This is a genomic window from Pyxidicoccus trucidator (assembly GCF_010894435.1).
GTDB lineage: Bacteria > Myxococcota > Myxococcia > Myxococcales > Myxococcaceae > Myxococcus > Myxococcus trucidator.
In genome coordinates this window covers 76,242-96,546 of record NZ_JAAIXZ010000021.1, presented here as the reverse complement: position 1 = coordinate 96,546, position 20,305 = coordinate 76,242, and the positions used below count along the sequence as shown (strand labels likewise).

The window sequence follows — 20,305 nt, the reverse complement described above, 5'->3', positions numbered from 1 at the left end:
GTCTCCTTGTCGCGCGAAGGTGCAACTCAGGTGTAAATAGACGCCCTTGTTGTAATTATCCGTGCAGGTGTGGCAAAGAAACGGCCATGGGCAGATGTCGGGGCGCCGACTTCAGCAGCGCTCCAGACCCGCCTGCCGCCCAGCTGTCCGTGGGCGCACACCTGAGGGGACGACGAACATGCAAGGCAACGGGAAGCTGATCGCCGCGATGGCCGCCGCGCTGGGGCTGGTGGCACTGGACGCGAACGCCACCGGCGACACCACGCCCATCCAGACGGGCGACATCAAGATCTTCAAGAGGGTCAACGGCCAGGACTTCAAGTTCCTCGGCGACCTCGCCTTCACGTTCGAGATCCGCAAGGGCGCCAGGGCGGACTTCCCGGGTGGCGAAGGCACCGTCATCGCCGGCGGCCTCATCGCCGACTCGAGCAACATGGGCTTCATCCACATCCCGGCCCTGCCCTTCGACACCTACCAGGTCTGTGAGGTGAATATCCCCGCGGGCTGGCGTTCCTCGCTCAGCCTCGAGGGCGGCTTCATCCCCAACAGCGTCGGCAACTCCAATCCCAACACGCGCACCGTCTGCAAGGACGTGGTGGTGCAGTACCCCTGGGTGCACCTGGTCGAGGTCAACAACACCGAGTACACCGAGCCGCCGCCCCCGCCTCCGCCGCCCCCCTCCGCCCCCGCGCACACCATTGGCTATTGGAAGAACTGGTCCTCCTGCACCGGCGGCAAGCAGGAAGCGCTGCTCGACCAGGCTCTCGCGGCCGCCAGCGGCATCCGCATCGGCGACCTGCTCGTCAACAACTGCCAGGACGCGGTGGACCTCCTCAGCAAGTCCGACCTCAACGGCGCGAAGCGCGCCACGGACGCCGCCTACCGCCTCGCCGCGCAGCTGCTCGGCGCGCGCCTGAACTTCCAGGCCGGCGCGGTGCGCTGCGACGAGGCCGTCGCCGCGGCCAACAGCGGCCAGTCACTGCTGGACGGCATCGGCTTCACGGGCACGGGCTCGTACAAGCCCGTCATCAACGCGGACGCCGCGGACATGCTCGCGGAGAGCCTGGACGAGTACAACAACGGCCACCTCTGCAAGTAGCGCAGGGGCCGCGGCCCTGAAGCACCCAAGGCCCCGGCCGCGCGAGCGACCGGGGCCTTCGCGTCATGGGCGGGTGGCCTGCCTGGAGCCTTCGGCTCAGCGCACCTCGAATTCGTAGATGCGCGTCGCCGGGTCACCGTTCTGGGTCGGGGTGGTCACGTTGAGCTTGATGTAGCGCGCCGAGGTGGCGCTGATCGAGTGGGTCGACGTGCTGGCGGTGTTGTTGGTCACCGTCACCGGGGTGCTCCAACTGGTGCCGTTGCTGGAGGTCTGGATGGTGAAGGCCCGGGTGTTCCAGGTGCTCGATTCGCCGCCCGCGCCGGCATGCTTGACCACGAAGCTGCTGACCGTCTGAGCCGAGCCGAGATCCACCTGCAGCCAGGACGCAGCGGTCAACGAGCAGAACTTGTCGGTGGTGCCCCCGGAGACGCTGCCGTTGACCGCCTTGGCCGGCGTTTCGCTGCTGTTGCAGGCGCTGGAGCCAGTCGCCGGTTTGTTGAGCGCCAGGTTGATGTTGCCGGCGCCGACCGAGACAGTCTGCGTCCGGGTGTGGCTGGCGCCGCCGTTGTCGGTCACCGTCAGGCTGACGTTGTAGTTGCCGGCGCTGGCGTAGACACGGCTGGGGTTGGTCGCGGTCGAGCCGCTGCCGTCGCCGAAATTCCAGCTGCGCGAGGCGATGCTGCCGTCGCTGTCGCTGGAGGAGTCGCTGAAGGTCGCGGTCAGTCCGCTCACGGTGACGCCGAAATTGGCCACCGGCGGGGTGTTGCCACTGACCGCGGTGTTGATCGCCGCCGCGTACTGCGCGGTCGTGCCCTGCGCCCAGCACTTCTGGATGTCGTCGTACAGCCACATGAAGCCGCCGCTGATGCCGGCGGTGCTCTTCCAGTTGGTCATCCTGCTCTGCACCGTGGCCGGACTGTCGCCGCTGCCGCAGCCGGTGCCGTGGCGCGACCACAAGCCCGGGTCGACAGTCATTCCCATCGCGGTGTTCCAGCTCGCCGGATTGTTGCCGGCGCCGCCGTCGTACACCTGCAGGTAGATGACGTCGACCGCGCTGCCGAGGTTGTCCTTGAGGCTCCTCCAGAAGCTCTGCTGGGTGTAGGGCGCGAAGGTGATCTTGTATCCCAGGCCGATCAGCATCTGCCCGAACTGGGTGGTCGGGGCGAGGTCGTAGGCGCTCTCGTCGTCGAAGTTGACCGCGTCGGCGCCGGTGGCGGTCTTCAGCGCCTGGAAGTTGCGGTACAGGATGCTGTTGCTTCCGGTGCCGCAGACGAGGGTGCTGCCGCAGCCTGCGGCGGTGCCGTTGACCAGCCGGGCCATGCGCTCGAAATCGGGGACACTCCAGGCGCCGATCGACACCTCGATGCGATTGACCGAGGTCGGCGCGGTCTTGAGCGTGGCCAGCCGCGTCGGCCAGGCCGGGTCGCCGATGTAGGCGCCGTTCCTGACCACCGGGATGTCGTTGTAGACGAGGTCGCCGTTGTCCTCGATGTGGAAGCTCCACAGGATCACGGTGGTGAAGCCCGAGCCGCGCAGGTCGTCCATCACCGCGGTGCCGCCGGAATAGAACGGGCCGCCGCCGTAGATCGCCGAATCGGCATGGGCCACCGGCGCGAGCGCGGCCAGGGCGAGGGCGGCGAGCGCCGACCAGGCTCGGTGGACGGGACGGAGGCAGGACGAGAGTTGCTTCAACTTCGACATGGTGCGCACCCCTGCAATGAGCATCGTGGACGCAATGGAATCAATGCGCGCCGTACGCGCCGCGGGCCTGCCCGCGGCGCGACTGCGCGCTCCCTGTCGCCGGCTTCGGCGATGGGCTGACATTGCGAGCGCCGAAATCAGAGTGTCAATCTTTGGATCGACTTAAACAGGGTTGGAATCGTCCATGCCGGGCGAGCCGCGCCGCCGTCAGGGAGCAAGCTCGCGATTCAACGCCTCCGCCATTCGCGACACCGCTCCCGGCAACGTGTCGAGGCTGTGGCTGCCGCCGTCGTATTCGAAGTAGGTGAAGAGGCGGCTCGGGGAGGCACGTCCCGCGTCCGCCATCGCGGCGGCGAGCGCGCGCGAATACTGGACCGATGCCGTGGGGTCGGCGGTTCCATGGTGGACCTGTGTCGCGGGCAACCTCGACGGCGAGGCCAGCGCGCTGGTGGCCGCCATTCGCCGCCGCATCTCCACGTAGCCGGCCTCGGTGATGGCGAGGCCCGCATCCGGGTTCACCGTGACCTGATCGATGGGGATGAGCGAGCGCAGCAGCAGCGTCGCGGGGTCTTGCGGAGAAGCCACGGCGCCCGTGACAGACGCTTCGAACAGCCCCGGAGGCAACCCGGCGAGCGCAACCCTGAAGTCCGTGGGGCCGAAGGCGTCGATGACAAGGTCGAACCGCTTGTCGACGGCACCCAACGACAGCGCCACCATTCCTCCGCGACTCTCGCCGAAGACAGCCACGCGGTTGACGTCCGCGAGTGGCGTCGTGGCGACCACCGCGGACAGGAGGGCTGCTGTGTCCGTCAGGTCGGTGGTGCCGAAGAGCGTGTCGCCTCCGGAGCTGTAGGTCGTGTTTGCAATGCGAATCCGCTCTCCCCTGTATGAGGGGATGACGTAGATGAGCCGCTCTCTGAGGGGCTGTCCGGGAATCCGGAACGCAAGCTCCTCCACGGTGAACGGCGGCAATCCGCCATCTCCCGTGTACCCGCCATGCGTGTATACGAGCACGGGCGCAGGGGAGGTCAGTGAGACCGGCACCAGCACGACGCCGACGTGATGCGCGCCGCCGACGACGTGATCAATCACCCGGTAGGTCATCGGCACGGTTCCGAAGGTCACCGTCCCGCTGGCGAGCTGCGTGACGTCGCGCGCCGAGATGTCGCGAGAAGCCCACTCCTGCTCCAGGAACTGAAGCTCCTCGGCCGTCACGGGCGCCAGCAGGTCACCGAGCACGAGGGGGCGTGGAGTCCCTGAATCGGCCCCGTTCGGAAGTTCGCCGCCATCCACAAGGGGGGCGTTGCCGGCGTCACTCCCGCCGCCACCGTCCGGCGGACTGTCGCACGCGAGGGATGCGCCGACGACTCCGAGCACGGCGAGTCCCAACGACGTCAACACCCGGGTCTGCCTGCTCATTGGCTCGTGCTCCTGTTCATGGTGGCGTGCGGTGAGCCTTCCAGGCCTCCTGATACCTCCCCGTGCGGCCCCATGACCTGCGAAGGCTGCTGCCTCGCAGGCGTCTGTAAGCCGGAGAACAGCGGCTCCGCCCGTGGCATGGGCGGAGCCACCTGTCAGGGGATTGCGCGCGCGAACGTGGCGGCGCGCTGGACCTTCGCCCTCATGAACCGGAACGAGGCAGGAGGCCCGTCAGCCCTGGTCGCGCCGTGGATGGGCCTTGGCGACACGCAGGGCCCAGGCCTCCGCCGAGTCGAGCTCCGCCCGCGCACTGGCATAGCGGTCGAGGCTCGCCTCGGTGCCATCGTGGGTGAAGATGGCATCGTGGAGTTCCTTCTGTGCCCGGGTGAGGCGGAGGCTCGTCTGCAACCACAGCCGGGCCGCCATGTCCGGAGTGAGCTTCACCTGCGTGGGATCCCAGGCCTCCAGCGCTGCGAGGTCCACCGACGTCAACTCCTCAATTCCTACCTGCTCATGGGTCGCGTGCATGGGCGGATGTTTGCCATGGCCGTCAGGGCCAGCATCTGACCTCTCGGGCAACGAGAAGGTAGCTGCTGAGCACTCGCTGACAGTTCCATCCTCTCCGAGGGCACTCCCTTCCCGGGGAATCCGAGTTCCGGAACTCCAGCTCCTTCGAGGTGCCAACAGGGAGAGCGGTGCCATCGAGCACATCGTGGTGAAGGGGCAGCAATTCTCTCAGTCGTCGGTGGAGGACGACCCGGGCGTCCACCGGAAGTCGTGGTACCAGCGCGCCACGTCCACGCTGAGCCCCACCACGGTGGTATCTTCGTCGTGGGGCAGGGCCTCGCCGCCCAGCTTGAGCGTCCAGGTGTGCTGCACGAAGGCCTTCACCCATTTGTAGCCGACCTTCGCGGTCACCGCTGGCTCGGCGAAGAGCCACACGGGGTCCGTCACATTGTCGGCGACGAGGAACTCCCGCGCGCGCTCCGGCTCCGTGTAGCCCTCGACGTCCAGCGAGACGTACTTCACGGCGGACAGGCGCATGGAACCGCCCACCTCGAAGTACGGCGTGACGTAGCCCAGGTTCGGCTGCACGAAGGCGCGCACGCCACGCGCCGTGAAGCCGACGTCCCGGAAGGCACCGCCCCCCGTGTCGACCTGGTCGCTGGCGGTGGACCGGCCGTAGCCCAGGCCCCCGTAGGCTTCCCAGACGAGGTTCTCCAGGAAGCTGCCGTAGAGGCCGCCGCCCACCTCCGCGAGCAGTCCGTTCGCGTCTCGCCGCCCCTCCTCGTAGGACTCGTAGTAGCCATTGGCCAGGAGGCCCACGCCTTCCCGTGGCGACCAGGCCACCTGCACGTTGCCGGGGCCGAGGCTGCCCTTCAGCTCACCCTGCTCACGCAGGAGCGGAACACTGACCTGGCTCGACTTGTACAGCGTGGTGGTGCAGCCGGTGGACACGAGTGTGACGACCCCTGCGAGGACGCTGACGCGAAGCGGGTTCATGGACGCCTCCTGAGTAACGAACACAGCAATGGGTGTGCCCGCTTCCGGCAGGCTTTGGACGCACTGCGCCGTAGTGGGGAAGCCCGGGACGCGGTGCGAAGTGCGCGATGCAGCTTCGGGCACTTCGAGTCCCCGGGCGGGAGGCGCGAACGCCTCGACTACTGGATGTTGAGGGTGGAGCGCGGGATGCCCCATACCCAGGGCGCCAGGACAACAGAGGAGGAGCCCACGGCCTGCATCTTCTTGGACGCCCCCTCGGTGATGCCCCAGACCATCCCGTCCGTGGTGACCGCGACACCCTCGCCATTCGTGGCGAGCGCACCGGCGATTTTCGTGACGGTGGTCGTAGAAGCAGACGGGCAGAATTTATAGAGCACGGACGGGTTGCTCTCGCCGCCCGAGAACTGAAGCACGAAGCACGGATTCGCCGCCGCCGAATTCCCCGGGTGATACGCAGCGGCTCCCTGCAACTGATAGGTCAGGGTGCCCTGGGTATACGGCGCAGCGGGAATCGTCCAGGTCACCTCCGCGGTGCTATCCGGCAGCGAGCCATCGGCGTTCAGGTCGAACCCCTTGATGGTCCTGGACCCGCTGTGGAAGCAGTACAGGCGGTTCGCGAGCGAGTCATAGGACACACTGGCCCCCGTACAGAGGCTGGTATGGCTGGTGACGAGCTTGAGGTCCTCGATGGCGGGCCGGCCTGTCGCGGTGTCGGCGGCGTGCCACGTGGTCCGAGCGGCCGAGAGGTCGAAGCGAAGCAGGCCTCCAATCCCCGTGGACGTGTTCATGAGCGAGTTGACGTACAGGATGTTACCGACCTTGACGACACTGCCAGGGTGAACGCCATTGAGCTCGGCTCCGGTCCCACTCACGAGGCGGTAGGTCTTTCGGATGACCGGGGCGCAGGTCCCGGTGGCACACCCGGTGATGTTGACCTCGGGGACGATGACCATTCCCTCTGACAGGTCCGGGTCCGGCTCGTAGTGCCCCACCATGAACATCGTGTCGTTCGCGGCGGTGGTCGTGCCGATGGATACGCCTTGATAGACGAAGCCGTCGTTCAGGTAGGGGAGTGAGATGCGCCGGGTGACCTTGGTCCGCATGTCATCGAACTGCGGGAAGTTGCTGCCTCCCTGGGGCTCGTTGATGGCATCGGCCATTCTCCGGTACTTCGAGCGGTATTCGCCCGTGCGTGTATCCGTGACCGACGGCGTGTAGTCGAAATAGGAGGGCAGACCGGCATACCAGCCTCCGTCATTGAGCTGGGAGAAGAGATAGCTCCTCGACCACAAGGGATAGTTGAGGACTTCCACGGTCGCGATGCGGCCGACGAAGTACTCACCCACCGGACCCCGGTCGGTGCCAGTGCCATCGCACTCGGCCGCGACGCACCCGGGCTGGCCGCTGTTCTTGACAGTCTGGGCGCCCGGAATCGGAGAGACGTCGATGCGCTCCTGACCGTCGACATAGATGCGCGCATGGCTGCTCGACGGTGTACCGCTGTTGATGGTGACCGCCGCGACGACGTAGTGCCAGTTGGTATTGATGGCGTAACCCGTGGCAGTGACGGACTGGTACCCGGTGCCGTCATGCCACTGCACCTGCATGCGGCCATCGACGATGTCGAGCGCGACGCCACCGCCTCCCTGGTCCGAGTAGATGGTTCGACGGCCGGTCAATGAAGCCGAGTCCGGCTTGAAATGAGCAACGATGGTGAAGCCGGTACCCGTCTGGACTGGAGCGGTGGCACTGGCCTTGTACGCGCCCGAGGTGAAGGGGCGATACGTGAGGTTCATGAACTCGGTGTTGCCGGTTCCACCGCGAGCAATGGTGGCGGCCGCGCCCACGGTGCCCGTGATGACCCCGTCACTGGCGCCCGTGCCAGAGGCGCGGTAGCGGAACACCAGCTTCGGGTCGGGCCCTTCGTACAGCCCGGCTTGAGTCGCTCCAAGCTCCGCGGGAGGTGGGGCCACCTCGGTTGAATCCTCCGGACCACATCCGGCCAGACTGCCCGCGACGACCAGCGAGGCCGCATGTCCCCAGAATCTCTTCAGGAATTTCGAACGCAAGGTGTTCCCGCTCCTCTCAAGGTGAAGCCACGTGCTGTAGGAGGGCTCGACCCGCCCGCCATCTCAGGAATTCGTACCGGCCTGAAACTTCGCCTCCAGGCCCTTCCCTGGCGGGGCCCGGCTCGGGTGATGATGGAGTCATGGGACCGGAGCGCTACGAAACCCTGGATGGCTCGACGCCAGACATCACCCCGCTGGCGGCGGAGGTCGGACGCCAGCAGCCCCTGAGCGCCTTCACCCTCCTCGCGGGAGGCGATGTCTTCGAGGCGCGCGGCGGCCGTCCTCCGGCGGAAGGACCCGCGCGGGCTCGCGCCTATGTGAAGGCGAAGCTGGAGCTCAAGACGTACGGCGCCCCCGCCGCGCAGGTGCAGCGGGTGCAGGAGGAAATCGCCCGTCAGCTCTCTGGGAACCTCCAGCTCATCTCCCGGCTGGAGGCCGCCCGGCCTCTCACGCTCGAGCTGATTCCGCCCGGCCATTCCCTGGTGAAGTATGGCTATCCCAGGGCCGTGTCACCGCAGGCCGCGGGGCTGTTCTGGGACCACCCGGACTGGCCTCGGGCGCGCATCGCGCTGCGCCAGGACAAGCTGGAGTCGGAGCAGTACCTCGTCTTCCACGAGATGGCGCATGCCATCCAGGGGCTGGCCTTCACCCAGGAGGAGAGTGAGCTCATCTACCGCACCGTGCTGCGCACGTACCGCAGCCGCGCGGCGGTCGACGAGGTGTTCGCCATCTACAGCGAGCGGGAGTTCGTCACCGGCGTCTCCGCCAACGATCTGCGCGCCCCCGGCGTGTATGGCATGGCCCGCCAGCGGTGGAACGAGGAGCACCTGTTCACCCGCTTCGTGCGCAACCTCTACTTCCCCTACAAGCCGCTGGCGGGCGGCAACGCCGGCACGGCCACGTCCAGCTTCGGGTGACCGAGAGGCTCGTCGGGCCCTCTGGATGCGAGACTCCCTGGCGCCTCATCGGGAAGCCCTCACGATCGAGGTCGATGCACAGACGATTCCACCGGATGAAGCGAGTCCGCAGTCTTCACCACCTCTCCCCATGACCTCTGGAGGTCCTGATGTCCCCCGAGTCCCGTCCCCATCGCCGATTCTCCCGGCGCTCCATTCTGTGTGCCGGCAGCGTCGCGGCCGGCTTCGCCGCCTTCGGTGGGGCTGGAGCGCTGGCCAGCGTCGCCCTCGCCGGCGAGGTAATCATCAACCCGTTCGCTGGTTACCCGACCTCGGATGGGTGGTGGGACCACATCAACCGCGGCTCCTTGGGCGGCATCGACTATGTGATGGGTGTTGGCACGCCGCTCCGGGCCTGCGCCTCGGGGCAACTCCTTATCGACTGGAACAACGGCACGGGCGGATACACCGCGACCCTCGTGATGGCCAACGGCATGAGGAGCCAGTACCTCCACCTGTCAGGCTTCAACGGCGGCGAACGCCTGGTCAAGCAGGGCGACATCGTCGGGTACTCCGGCGGTGCCGCCGGTGCGCCCGGCTCCGGGTCCTCGACCGGTCCTCACCTGCACTGGCACCTGGTGACCTCCGGCGGCACCCGGGTGAACCCGCTCGACTACATCGGCGCCAGCAGCGGCGGCATCGGTGGCGGTCTGCCGCTGGAGGATCGGCGCCTCGGTCATCTCGGCACCGCGGGTGGCTGGGCCCACCTGCTCAGCAACCTTGTCCTGCCGGGCAACACGACGTACGGGGCGTTCTCGCCGGGCGCCGGGCAGTCGCCGCGCGCCATGGCGAATGTCGACGGCGTGATGAAGCTGGTCTACGCCGACAGCAACGGCTGGACCACGATGAGCAGCGGCCTGGCGATGGCCCCGGGGGCTCCGCTCACCGTGCTGCGGACCCCGGCCAATGCATCGGCCCAGATCTTCACCCTCGAGGGCGGACGGCTCTGGCACACCTTCGACGGCAACGGTTGGAGGAAGCTCCCGTCGTCGGTGACCGTGTCGGGCAACTGCACCTTCTCGATGGCGGCCAACGGGACCGCCCTTCATGGTCTGTTCAACGACAACGGTCGGCTGTTCCATGTCTGGGCTGACGGTTCCGGCTGGCACAAGGGCGACACCGGGGTGAACCTGCAGCCCGGCGCCGACCTGGTCGCGGTCATCCAGCCGGACGGCAGCCTGCAGGGCCTGTCGCTGGAGTACGGCCGGGTGCACCACATCTTCGGGGCGAACGGGAAGTGGAACCGGATACCGACCACGGCGGCCCTGCCGACCGGGACGCCGATCGCCGGCCGCGCCGGCAACGGCTGGCCGCAGCTGGTCGCCAACAACAACGGTGATATCACCCACGTCTGGGGCACCTCGTCGGGCTGGAGGTGCGTGCCGACCGGAAGGACGACGAACCCGGGACGGCGGATCAGCCTGGTCGAGGATGTTGCCTCGGCCCCGTTGGTCGGCCTGACTCTCTGAGGCGCTCCTTCAGCACACCACCGACACGTCGGGCTGGTGCCCGTCTGCTTCTGACACGGTCATCTACGCGGTGCGGAGAAAGAGCCCGGGCAGGAAGGGTGGGGGAGTCCCTCCCGGCCCGGGCGGCGCCGTGCAGCAGCGTCGCGAGAACAACCCCGCCAGGACCCCATGCCCCGGCGGGTGTGGTGGGCGTGGCAGGCCGAGAAGCCGCGCCAGAGGACCTGCCGCCACCACAACTGGCTCCACCAGGCGGAGGTGAAGGTGTTGCTCGTCTCACGCGGGTACCTTGGCAAGAGGGATGGCATGGCCGCGGGACGTGAATCGTCGGCGCGTGCGCATCCGCTGGGCCTTCACCGTGCCGAAGGTGCGCTGCAAGTTCCGCTACCATCCTTCGGACTTCGCCCGGCAGGGGGATTAGGCTCGTCAAGGATGGAACTTCAGCCTCCAAAGAAGCGTGCCGGGCAGGCCGTGGGCCTGCTGCTTCAGATTGCCGGCATAGGCCCCTTCCTTGGTGGTTCCGCTTTCGCAGTCTTGGCTCTCGCCCACTACCCTCCCGACATCGAGGTCCTTGTGGTGACCCTCGGCTTCGCAATCGGTGGTGGTTCTCTGGTCTGGGGCGGACGACGGTTGCTGCGCTGGGGAAGCAGCTCGTCAGGCCCCAGTGCACAGCCAGCTCGCCCTGCAGACTCCATCCGGCCGCAGGACTAGGCCATTCCGACGCATTCCGTTCAGGGGGAGCGGCGCGGAAGCCCGGTTCTCAGCCTCAGCGGTGGTCACCCCTTGGAGCGTGGAACGAAGGTTCCTTCCGCGCCAGCCTCTCTCGCGGAGACCCCGTCCGAGGGCGTCTGGCCGCACCCCGGATGAGCCCCAGGGGAGCGCCCCTCCGGGCGGGCCGCTCGATTTCACCGGAAGCCAGGGCGTGTGCCTCCGGTGTGCATATCTGTCTTCATCCTCGAAGGAGCAACGGCCCTCGGTGACGCTGCTCAGCGAACGCTGCCTCCATTCGCTTGCGTCCGTCCCGGGCTCAGGGGCAGAGCCGCTCGACCGACTTGATCCGCACCGCTCCGTCGACGTTCGGGTCGTTGGTCTGGTCGCCGATGGCGATGGTGCCGGTCACCGTGAAATTGCTTCGCGTGAGCTTCGCGACGCCGTCAACGCTCACCGTCGCCACCTTCGCCGCATCCACCGCGAGCTCGTAGACATGGTACGCGCCGTCGGTCGTCGGGAACGCCGCGGACTGCGTGTCGTCCGCCCAGCCAAGCGCCGCGCTGTCGAGGTAGAGCATCTGCGAACGATCCGTGGAATTGCCGAACGGCGGGGTGAAGCTCCCCAGGATGGCCGCGCCGCTGTCGAGTGAGTTGTGGTTGTTCACCGACTCAACCTGCATCGTCACCTGGAGCTTGAACGGCTTCGTCGTGTCGAACGCGTTCGCCCGCGTGATGAGCAACTGCCCGCTCGTCCGTCCGCCTCCGTTCGTCGACGTCGCGAGGCGGACGTGGTCCGCGCCGTAGGTGAGCGTGTTCGGCGCCTGAGTGACTGTCGTCCAGCCTTGCGCCGCGATGTCGGTGCCGCCGACCAGCAGCGGAACGCTCGCGCGCGGCGTCCACTGGGCCGTCGACGTCGTCGGCACGCACACCTCGCAGGGGTTCGCCGGGTTCGGCGTACCCTCGGCGAAGAGTTCACCGCCAATGAAGCACTTCGCGCTGCACGCTCCGGCCGAGCAGACCTGTCCCGCGCTGCACGACGTGCCGTCCGCGCGCGGCGTCCACTGGGTCGTCGAAGTCGTCGTCAGGCACTGCTCGCACGCATTCGCCGCGTTCACCGTCCCGTCGGTGACCTGCTGGCCGTCAATCTGACAGACCGCGATGCACGCGCTGCCCATACAGGCCTCGCCGGTCGCGCAGGCATTGCCGCAACCCCCGCAGTGAGCGGGGTCGCTCTCGGTGTTCACGCAGGCTTCGACGCACAGCGTGAGGCCAGGGTCGCACTTCAACGGCACGGACGCGTCGGGGGGGTCGACGGGAGGGGGAGTGGAGTCGCCGCAAGCAGCCACGAAGCCAATGACGACGATGCAGGAGAGCGCGATGGAGCGAATGGAGATCATGGAACCCGCCACCTTACGCGACCCCGCGCGACGTGTGCTCGGTTGAAAGTGCTCATGGCGGACAGCCTCGCCGGGTGGAGCCGCGCATGCGGATGGAGCAGATACATGGGCAGGGGCGCGGCCCGCCAGCGCGGCACCAGATGCAGGAGTCGGCCCCGCGCGAGTTCCTTCTGGATATCCCATACGCTCTCATGCCTTCCCGGAAAGGAACACCTACCGTGACTTCATCGAAGCAGTGCTGGCAGGCGTGGCTTGGCGCCGTGGCCCTCGTGGGGCTGGGCGCGTGTGGTGGAGATGACCTGGAGGAGACAGCGGCGGGAGGCGAGGAGGCCTCCGTCGCAGCGGCACCGCTGACGCTGGCGGACTACCCCATCAAGGCGAGCGCGGACCAGCGCTTGCTCGTCACCGCCACGGGGGCGCCCTTCCGGTACGTCGCGGACACGCCGTGGGCGCTGCCGTCCAAGCTGAGCCAGGCGGACGTGAAGGCGTACTTCGATGACCGCCAGGCGAAGGGCTTCAACACCGTGCAGGTGATGCTGCTGCCGATGCTGAGCCAGTGGACGAAGAACTTCTACGGCGACGAGCCCTTCAACGGGCGCAACCCTGCGTCGCCGGCCATCTCCCCGGTGGCGACGACGGACCCCACGGACACCAGCGGCTACGACTACTGGGACCATGTGGAGTGGGTCATCGACGAGGCCGGCAGGCGCGGCATCCAGGTGGGGGCGGCGGTGTCCTGGTACGGCTATGGCGGCCGGGACTGGCGCCCGTACATGACGACCAGCGCGGCCACCGCCTACGGCACCTTCCTGGGCCAGCGCTTCGGTGGCAAGCCGCACCTCTTCTGGATTCTGGGCGGCGACAACAACCCCGTGGGTGACGCCGCGGCCGTGCCAGCGGGAATGGACACGAGCGACCGCGTAGAGGCCACCAACGCGATGGCCAACGCCATCCGCGCCAACGAGGCCGTGCGTCACCTGATGTCGTACCACGCGAAGCGGCGGACCTCGTCCGCGACGTACTTCGCCAGCCAGGCGTGGCACACCGTGCACTTCGCCTACTCGGCGGAGAATACGCACAGCAACGTGCTCACCGACTACAACCGCACCCCGGTGCGGCCGGTGGTGATGCCGGAGGCGTACTACGACGCGCGCACGGGCACGCCCATCCTCGACCGTCGCCGGCTGCGCGCGCAGGCGTGGTGGTCCTATCTCAGCGGCGCCGTGGGCTTCGCCTATGGCCATGAGAATGTCTGGGATATGGACTCGGCCTGGAAGCCGGGCCTGGGGGCGGCCTCCGCCACGGACATCCAGCGGCTCCACACGTTCCTCAACGGCTACCGGACGCACCTGCTTCGGCCGGACCACCGCAGCGGCAACACCGTGAAGCTGCTGTCCACCGGCTACGGCAGCTCCACCACCAACGGCGGGCTGGACTTCGGCGTGTCCGCCACGGCGAGCGATGGCTCCTTCGGGCTCGCGTACCTGCCGACGACGCGCTCGGACCTCGTCGTCAACCTCGCGGCCCTGGGCTCGAGCAGCGTCACCCTGTCCTGGTGGAACCCGGGCGTGGGCGGCGCGAAGACGCCCATTGGCACCTTCGCCGGGACGGGGACGCGGGCGCTCACGTGGCCCTCGGGCTACTCGGACGCGGTGCTCGTGGTGGAGCGCGCTGGCACCACGCCGCCGCCGGGCTCGCTGTACCGCGCCATCAACCTGGGCGGGCCGGCGCTCACCATCGACGGGCGGAGCTGGGAGGCCAGCAGCGGCGCGGCCAACGTCACCACCTCCGGCACGCGCTTCGAGGACCAGAGCATCCCGCTGGTACCCGCCACGGACGCGGCCCGCGCGCAGATGATTCGCTCGTGCATCTACAGCACCAGCGCGGCGGTGACGATGGGCGCGATGCCCTCCGGCACCTATGACGTGTACCTGTACGTCTGGGAGGACAACGCGACGAAGACGTTCGACATCCGCGCCGAGGGCGTCCTCGTCCAGGACGACTACGTGAGCGGCGCCCCCGGACAGTGGAAGCGGCTGGGGCCGTGGGGGGTGTCCGTCACGGATGGCGCGCTGAACGTGGTCACCTCGGGCGGCACCGCGAACCTGTCGGGCATCGAGGTCTACCACCACTGACGGAATGCGCTCCGGCCCTCCTCGGTGTCCGGGAGGGCGGGGGCTACCGGTGCCTGGCGGATCCAGCGGGCGGAGGGACCGGCTTCCTAAGCCGGGCCCATACCAGCACAGAATGAATTCGAATAAATCCAGTCTCAGGCGAAGCGGGCGCGCTACTCGCAGGCCGCGATGCGGACGGAGTTGGCGGGCTCGAAGCCACCCTCCTCCTCGCGCTCCTGCCATCAGGCGCGGCTCCGCTTCGGGGATTCAGCGGAGCCGGCCCGGGGTTCATCTCAGCGACTACTTCCGACCGACGGACTCGGAGGCGACCGTGATGCTCTTGGCGCTGCCCTTCACGGCCATGCCAGTGAACTTGCTGTACGGCGACGCGGCACCCTTGACGGTGATCTCGACGTAGGTGGACTCCACTTCCTTGCCATCCACCACCAGCACGAAGGCCTCACCCTTCCCGGCGGCAATGCCCCACACAGCGCCGTCAATGGAGTCAGCCGAGTTCGCCTTGCGAGCCCCGTAGAAGACCGGGCGGTAGGTGGGGCGCCAGTACAGCCCGTTGCCCGGCCAGTTCCACCGGATGTAGAGGGGCACGTAGCCCGAGCTCTGCACCGAGAAGTCGAGACCGGCCGCGGTGTACGAGTCGATCTGGTACTGCGCCCATGGGCTGTCGTAGTTCACGACGAGGCCCGTCTGGAACCCCATACCGCCGGCGCCGCGGGCGGCAGCCGACACCGAGTTCGTGGTGAGCTCGAGGGTGCTGAGGACCTTGTCGCCGTCGAGAGCCGTCAGCGTGAGGGAGTCGAGCTCATCCACCACGGCCTCGTGAGACCAGCCCGAGGCGTCCTCGAACGTGCTGGAGATGCCGTCCGACTTCGAGTCCTTGAGCCCGCCGACCTCGAGGCCCGTGACGCCTCGGTCGACCGTCGCCGAGCCCAGGGCGCAGGTCTCGATGCCCTTGAAATACTCGGTGCACCCCGACTCCACCTGCGACGGCTGGGCATCCAGGGAAGACTCGCTGCCGTCAGCGGGCACCTCGCCCTGGCAACCCGCGAGGGTCAGGAATGCGGTCGCGAAGAACCGCCGTGTCCAGTTGTGATGCATTCGGCACCTCATGTCATCGGTGACAGATGGCTTCCACCATTGGAAGACGGTCGCGCGCCCTGCACCGGTCGCGCCAATGGCGCGACGCCCTGCATCAGGCACTACGCGCTGCGTAGAGAGGAACTCTCGACCGCACGGGTGTAGCCTGTTTTGTTACGAATTCGGACGAGATGTAGCGTTCGCCGCTACTGGCTGCGGAGCGTGCGCACGACCGTGACGTGACAGTGACGTCCGCGCGCTTGGGGCAGCAATGCTCCCACGGTCCGGCTCGCGCGCACGCCCCGTCAAGGCCGCCCGTCTCTTCGACGCGAAGACGGGGAAGGTCGTCACCCCAGGCATGGGGGTGGTCTCGGAAGGTTCACATCCAGCGTCCCCGCCAGCGTCCTCAAGTACCGCAGCCATTGCCCGGGAGCGGCGCGGGCGGAGTCAGCGGGCCACGGGGCGCATCGAGGACGTGTCGCGGCTCGGTGGCGGAGACCTCCACCCGCGTCTGCCCGGCCGCGGTGAGCTTCACGGGTACGCGAACGAACGCCATCCCGTCGAGCCCGGACCGCATCTCTCCTACCAGCAGCGTGTATCGGCCGAGCGGAAGCTGGCTGAACGTGTATGCACCGGAGCCGTCGCGCAGTTGGCGCTCCCTGCAGTCCTCGCAGGGGTCGGTGCGAAGGACGCCTCGTAGCTCCAGGTACTGCTTCCACGTCCCCGGCGTGGGGACTTCTCCCTCCAGGAGCCCAAGCCACACGGCCCTCCTGGGCACCTGGACCGCCAGGGAGGCCGGACCCCTGCGCGCGGACAGCTCCACTCGCAAGGTGCCGCGCGCGGGAAGCACCACCTGGCGGGGAGAGAAGAAATGCAGCGGAGCCCCGGCCTCGTCTTTCGTGACGACCTGGAGGGAGCACTGCTGGCCGCCCTCCAACCCATGCACCACGAAGCGCCCCGCGGCGTCGACTTGAATGGGAGACGGCGCGCAGTCCACGTCCAGCCTCGCCTCGCCCAGGGGACGCCCCTGGTTGTCCTTCACCACACCGACGAGGTTCACCTCGGGAGTGAAGCGCACCGTCAGCGCATCCTCGGCGGCCCCCACGGGCACGCGCAGGAGGGGAATGGGGGCACGGAAGAAGAACGAGGCCTCCCGCTTGGCGACCCGGAGGAACAGCGGCTCCTTCTTCAGCGAACCGAGCTGGAAGCGCCCGTCCACATCCGTCCACGTCGACACGAAGTCTCTCACGCCGCTCCTTGGCGCGTCGGCGTGGTCGAGAGAGACGACGGCACCGGCGATGGGCGTGCAGCCGTCCTCCTTCACGACGCGTCCGCTCACCATGCGCCCGCGCTGCAGGACGATGGGCTCGCGAATCCGGCCCCGCTTCCCCGCCGAGATCTCGACGACGCGGAGCTCCGTCGCGAACCCTTCCGCCCAGAACGCCAGGGTCGACCGGCCTTCGGGAACGAGCACATCCTGGAATTGCCCCGAGGTGGCGCTGAAGTAGCGGTGATTCACGGAGAAGGAGGGAACAGGCCTTCCCTCCGGGTCCACCACCCGCCCCTCGACCGAGCGCCAGCGCTCCAGGACCACGGTGACTTCGTCCTGTCCGGGAGCCACCTTCATGGGTGGCAGCTCCTGGAACAGCTCGTCCCGATGCCAGGCCCTGACGCGCACCGCGCCCGCTCGCAGGTCCTTCAGCGTGAAGCGCCCCTGGGCGTCGCTGCGCGTCTCGCTCCCCTCGAGCTGCGCCCGCGACCAGAGCAAACCTCTCACGCTGCCCGGGTCGGGATGCGCGAGTGGCGTGGCCATCACGTTGGCTCCGGCGATCGGGCGTCCTGCCGTATCCACGACCCTGCCGGTAAGCGGCGGACGGAGACTGAGCCCCTTGAACGAAAGCACCAGGGAGTGGCGCTGCCCGGCGACGAGAGAGACCTCACCGGAGGTCTGCCACCCGAAGCACTCGCGATTCCAGAAGACGGTGGCGCGAATGCGCGTCACAGGAAGCACGGCCTGCTCGACCCGTCCCTCTACGTCGGTCTTCATCAGGGACGAGAGCACGACAGTCGTGGAGGCATCCTGGAGGCTCACGAGGACGCCCGGCAGCGGCTGCCCCCGCGGGTCGAGGACCTGCACGCCCAGCGCCGAGGAGGCCCCTCGCAGCTCGACGTCCCGCTGGGGAGCGACGACCCGCGTCTGTGAAAGAGCCTGTTCACCGAGAATGACACTCAACGTGCCCCCTCCCTCGGGAATCCCCGTCACGGTGAAGCGTCCTTCGGCATCGCTCTCGGCGGAGGCGTTCTCGCTGTAGCCCCTCGAGCTCCTCACCCTCGCGCCCGGCAGTGGCCGTCCGCGAGCATCCAGGACCCGGCCTGAAATCGCGACGGGCTTCCGCAGCTTCACGTCCATCCGTCGCTGCTCGCCCGGAGCCAGTTTCAACGAAGCACGCATGAGCAGGTAGCCCTCCGCCATGACGTCGATGAAGGCCGACAGTTCTGGGCCCGGACGCAGCGCGAGGCGCGCCTCCCCCCTCGCGTCCGTCACCGGCCCGTCTTCCAAGAAGCGTGGCTCCTCCCAAGCCACAGGGGGACCCGGTGCGACCCGAGCCCCCGGGATGGGCTGTCCCCGCACGTCCACCACGCGCAGGAGCACCGTGGCCGAAGCCACTTCGGTGGTGCAGGCGTACGCCTCACGCGGCTTCGGCACGGGCTCGGGGCCCTGCGGCTCCGGGGTCGACGCGGCAGGAGACACATGGGCGCATGCGACCCACGACAGCACGAGGACCCACGACAGCACGAAGAGCTTCAGCGCATCTCGCAAAGAGGGCATGCGGCGAGCCTGGCATTCGCGCGCGACGGCTCACCTCCAGGATCTCTCATGACTCGCGCATGAAACCATCATGAACCAGGTCAGCGCAGGCGGAGCTTCGCGGAGAGCCCTCCGCGCCACTCGTGAGCATGCGCCCCTCTTTGGAGTACGGGACTTGAACCCGTCGGCAGGGCGATAGCAAACCCCAAGCAGGACGCGCTGTTACCGCTATTGCTTTGATTGCCCTCGGGTTCGTCATCCCGCCCCCTCCCACGCCGGCCCCCCGTGTACCGCCTCCAACCACGCTGGAGGGCCACCTGGGGAAACATGCATTCCAGTCTTCCGCCTACGCTCCCAGAGCGCCTCGCGGTGTGCGGCTGGCGGATTCCTACGCATGGGGCTGCCGCGTTGGGCCCGGCGATTCTTGGGCCGCCCAAACAAAGCGATGATCGGCGCCCTACAGGCGAGGCGCGCGAGGGTTGCTGCGCTCGCACCCACCTTGGTAGGTTGGCCAGACCATGCGTACTCTCCCACTTTTCGGGTATGGCCTGATTGCTGTCTTTGTGGCTTCGTCAGCCGCTCAGGCCAGCGATGAGCGCGACAAGCGCACCGTGCGCCCCATCATGCTCTCCGAGCACCCGAACGAGGGCACCCACTCCATCTACGTCAAGGGGCAGGTCGTCACGACATTGCGGTTCGAGCAGCTTGTAGACGCGATCAAGACGAAGATGATTGGTTGGGAGGGCCGACTCGAACCGCTGGCGGTGGTTCGGAACAAGGTGATCCTTGAGCCCATCCACGACCTCAACAGGGACGAAGGAATTCCCCTGGTCGTGACGCTGGCTGATGGGACCGAAATCCCGTTCCTCGTAAAGCCACCATGGAGCAAGAAGGACGGAGGGTGGCCGCCGATTCTCGACCAACAGGTCGACGTGTTCAAAGACCGGGAAAGTCATGCGTCCACGCACGCGGCGCTGATGGACGCGCTCAAGAAGAATGACACTCTCACTGACGAGAATGAGCGCTACCGCAAGGAAGAAAACTCCGTCGATCACGCCTACGCGACGCTCCTCGTAAACGGACAGCGGAAGAAAACCCCCTTTCGCCGCAGGTTCGTTTACCGGCCGAAGAATGAGGACATGGACATGGTCGTCGAAGTCTTCGGAGGCCCCGGCAAAGCGGCAGCGCTCATCACATTGAAGAACACCTCCTACGGTGGGCCCTGGGAGTTTGACGGTGCCTACCTGACCCGTGACTTCACCCACTACACGGCTCGACCCTTCGCGCTTCGCATGGACCGAGCCACGATCGTTCCGGGGCAGACGGGTCGAATCGCGGTCGTAGCGGACAAGAGCGCCTTCCTGACGGACGACGGGCAACTCACTGATCTCGCGCTCCAGATCTTCCGAGGAGACGGCCTCCTCCAAGTGTTCGTGAAGTTGGAACGCACCCTCGTTCAGAAGTAGAAATGCCGTTCATGCCGACCCCCCAAGCCCTCCTGTTCAGCTCTATCGTCCTGCTCGCTACGTCGCCCGGCTGCACAGGGAGTGGCGTGGCGTTGCGCCCCGACGGTAGTCCAGGTCCGCAGGAGTGCCCGGAAGAATCAAAGAAGGCGATTCGATACATGGGGCTGCGCGTTGGGGACAGCGTGTTGGTGGATCTCGACGCGAACCAAGCCGAGAGCCGGCGCGTCACGCTCTACGACGGGCCGATTGAGAGTGTCATGAGGGAGGAGTTCGGCCCGCTCGGTGCGACGAGCCGCTTGTACGGGCAGGTCTGGACGAGCGGCCCGCAGGTCGTCATCCGGTACTACGAGGCGCAGTCATCGAACGGGGAAAAAGTTCCCATCTGCGCGGTGGCGCGGCTCGGCTATGACCAGATGAGGAAGCTGCCCGAGTCCAAGCCTGGAACCGCGATCCTCGACGGCTCTGTCGCAGCCGCGTTCATCGTCGATGCGTTCCGGTGAC

The 20,305-nt window shown here is 67.5% G+C and carries 14 protein-coding genes; 6 read left to right on the top strand and 8 right to left on the bottom strand.

The window, feature by feature from the left end; all coding sequences use genetic code 11:
- Positions 1-178 precede the first annotated feature (178 nt).
- Positions 179-1,099 carry a hypothetical protein gene (locus G4D85_RS40130; RefSeq protein WP_164019543.1) on the top strand — a complete coding sequence of 307 codons (921 nt, stop codon included), beginning with the start codon at positions 179-181 and terminating at the stop codon, positions 1,097-1,099.
- A 96-nt stretch (positions 1,100-1,195) separates the two neighbouring features.
- On the opposite strand, the gene G4D85_RS40125 is transcribed toward G4D85_RS40130, so the two are convergent.
- The 5 genes from G4D85_RS40125 to G4D85_RS40105 all read right to left on the bottom strand — a co-directional run bounded on the left by G4D85_RS40125 (position 1,196) and on the right by G4D85_RS40105 (position 7,791).
- Positions 1,196-2,800 carry a PKD domain-containing protein gene (locus tag G4D85_RS40125; protein ID WP_164019542.1) on the bottom strand — a complete coding sequence of 535 codons (1,605 nt, stop codon included), beginning with the start codon at positions 2,798-2,800 and terminating at the stop codon, positions 1,196-1,198.
- 207 nt (positions 2,801-3,007) lie between these two features.
- Positions 3,008-4,219, bottom strand: coding sequence for an alpha/beta hydrolase family protein (locus G4D85_RS40120; protein WP_164019541.1), 1,212 nt, complete (start codon positions 4,217-4,219; stop codon positions 3,008-3,010).
- Positions 4,220-4,450: 231 nt separating this feature from the next.
- The gene (locus G4D85_RS40115) at positions 4,451-4,747 is read right to left on the bottom strand and encodes a FruA-associating protein, FapA (RefSeq protein WP_164019540.1); all 297 of its coding nucleotides are present in this window, start codon (positions 4,745-4,747) and stop codon (positions 4,451-4,453) included.
- A gap of 207 nt (positions 4,748-4,954) precedes the next feature.
- Positions 4,955-5,722, bottom strand: a complete 768-nt coding sequence (locus tag G4D85_RS40110) for a hypothetical protein (protein WP_164019539.1) — start codon at positions 5,720-5,722, stop codon at positions 4,955-4,957.
- Between the two features lie 158 nt (positions 5,723-5,880).
- Positions 5,881-7,791: a LamG-like jellyroll fold domain-containing protein gene (locus G4D85_RS40105; protein ID WP_164019538.1), complete on the bottom strand. Its 1,911-nt coding sequence runs from the start codon at positions 7,789-7,791 to the stop codon at positions 5,881-5,883.
- Positions 7,792-7,931: 140 nt separating this feature from the next.
- Here G4D85_RS40105 and G4D85_RS40100 point away from each other — a divergent pair, with 140 nt between their 5' ends.
- On the top strand, positions 7,932-8,708 hold the full coding sequence (locus tag G4D85_RS40100; RefSeq protein ID WP_164019537.1) for a hypothetical protein: 777 nt from the start codon (positions 7,932-7,934) through the stop codon (positions 8,706-8,708).
- 149 nt (positions 8,709-8,857) lie between these two features.
- Positions 8,858-10,216 carry a M23 family metallopeptidase gene (locus tag G4D85_RS40095; protein WP_164019536.1) on the top strand — a complete coding sequence of 453 codons (1,359 nt, stop codon included), beginning with the start codon at positions 8,858-8,860 and terminating at the stop codon, positions 10,214-10,216.
- Positions 10,217-11,240: 1,024 nt separating this feature from the next.
- On the opposite strand, the gene G4D85_RS40090 is transcribed toward G4D85_RS40095, so the two are convergent.
- On the bottom strand, positions 11,241-12,320 hold the full coding sequence (locus G4D85_RS40090; RefSeq protein ID WP_164019535.1) for a hypothetical protein: 1,080 nt from the start codon (positions 12,318-12,320) through the stop codon (positions 11,241-11,243).
- A gap of 218 nt (positions 12,321-12,538) precedes the next feature.
- On the opposite strand from G4D85_RS40090, the gene G4D85_RS40085 reads away from it, so the two are divergent.
- On the top strand, positions 12,539-14,455 hold the full coding sequence (locus tag G4D85_RS40085; protein ID WP_164019534.1) for a glycoside hydrolase family 140 protein: 1,917 nt from the start codon (positions 12,539-12,541) through the stop codon (positions 14,453-14,455).
- A 279-nt stretch (positions 14,456-14,734) separates the two neighbouring features.
- Here G4D85_RS40085 and G4D85_RS40080 read toward each other — a convergent pair whose 3' ends face one another.
- Together G4D85_RS40080 and G4D85_RS40075 are read right to left on the bottom strand one after the other, a co-directional pair.
- Positions 14,735-15,550 carry a hypothetical protein gene (locus G4D85_RS40080; protein ID WP_164019533.1) on the bottom strand — a complete coding sequence of 272 codons (816 nt, stop codon included), beginning with the start codon at positions 15,548-15,550 and terminating at the stop codon, positions 14,735-14,737.
- Between the two features lie 385 nt (positions 15,551-15,935).
- On the bottom strand, positions 15,936-18,359 hold the full coding sequence (locus tag G4D85_RS40075) for a carboxypeptidase-like regulatory domain-containing protein (RefSeq protein ID WP_164019532.1): 2,424 nt from the start codon (positions 18,357-18,359) through the stop codon (positions 15,936-15,938).
- A 497-nt stretch (positions 18,360-18,856) separates the two neighbouring features.
- On the opposite strand from G4D85_RS40075, the gene G4D85_RS40070 reads away from it, so the two are divergent.
- Both G4D85_RS40070 and G4D85_RS40065 read left to right on the top strand, forming a co-directional pair.
- A complete protein-coding gene (locus G4D85_RS40070; RefSeq protein WP_164019531.1) occupies positions 18,857-19,804 on the top strand; it encodes a DUF2381 family protein in 948 nt (315 codons plus the stop codon).
- 11 nt (positions 19,805-19,815) lie between these two features.
- The gene (locus tag G4D85_RS40065; protein ID WP_164019530.1) at positions 19,816-20,304 is read left to right on the top strand and encodes a serine/threonine protein kinase; all 489 of its coding nucleotides are present in this window, start codon (positions 19,816-19,818) and stop codon (positions 20,302-20,304) included.
- The last annotated feature ends 1 nt before the right edge of the window (position 20,305 follow it).

Bases quoted from the DNA above. Each gene is read 5' to 3' on its own strand.
- G4D85_RS40130 (WP_164019543.1), top strand. From the start codon at position 179: ATGCAAGGCAACGGGAAGCTGATCGCCGCGATGGCCGCCGCGCTGGGG.
- G4D85_RS40125 (WP_164019542.1), bottom strand. From the start codon at position 2,800: ATGTCGAAGTTGAAGCAACTCTCGTCCTGCCTCCGTCCCGTCCACCGA.
- G4D85_RS40120 (WP_164019541.1), bottom strand. From the start codon at position 4,219: ATGAGCAGGCAGACCCGGGTGTTGACGTCGTTGGGACTCGCCGTGCTC.
- G4D85_RS40115 (WP_164019540.1), bottom strand. From the start codon at position 4,747: ATGCACGCGACCCATGAGCAGGTAGGAATTGAGGAGTTGACGTCGGTG.
- G4D85_RS40110 (WP_164019539.1), bottom strand. From the start codon at position 5,722: ATGAACCCGCTTCGCGTCAGCGTCCTCGCAGGGGTCGTCACACTCGTG.
- G4D85_RS40100 (WP_164019537.1), top strand. From the start codon at position 7,932: ATGGGACCGGAGCGCTACGAAACCCTGGATGGCTCGACGCCAGACATC.
- G4D85_RS40095 (WP_164019536.1), top strand. From the start codon at position 8,858: ATGTCCCCCGAGTCCCGTCCCCATCGCCGATTCTCCCGGCGCTCCATT.
- G4D85_RS40090 (WP_164019535.1), bottom strand. From the start codon at position 12,320: ATGATCTCCATTCGCTCCATCGCGCTCTCCTGCATCGTCGTCATTGGC.
- G4D85_RS40080 (WP_164019533.1), bottom strand. From the start codon at position 15,550: ATGCATCACAACTGGACACGGCGGTTCTTCGCGACCGCATTCCTGACC.
- G4D85_RS40075 (WP_164019532.1), bottom strand. From the start codon at position 18,359: ATGCCCTCTTTGCGAGATGCGCTGAAGCTCTTCGTGCTGTCGTGGGTC.
- G4D85_RS40070 (WP_164019531.1), top strand. From the start codon at position 18,857: ATGCGTACTCTCCCACTTTTCGGGTATGGCCTGATTGCTGTCTTTGTG.
- G4D85_RS40065 (WP_164019530.1), top strand. From the start codon at position 19,816: ATGCCGACCCCCCAAGCCCTCCTGTTCAGCTCTATCGTCCTGCTCGCT.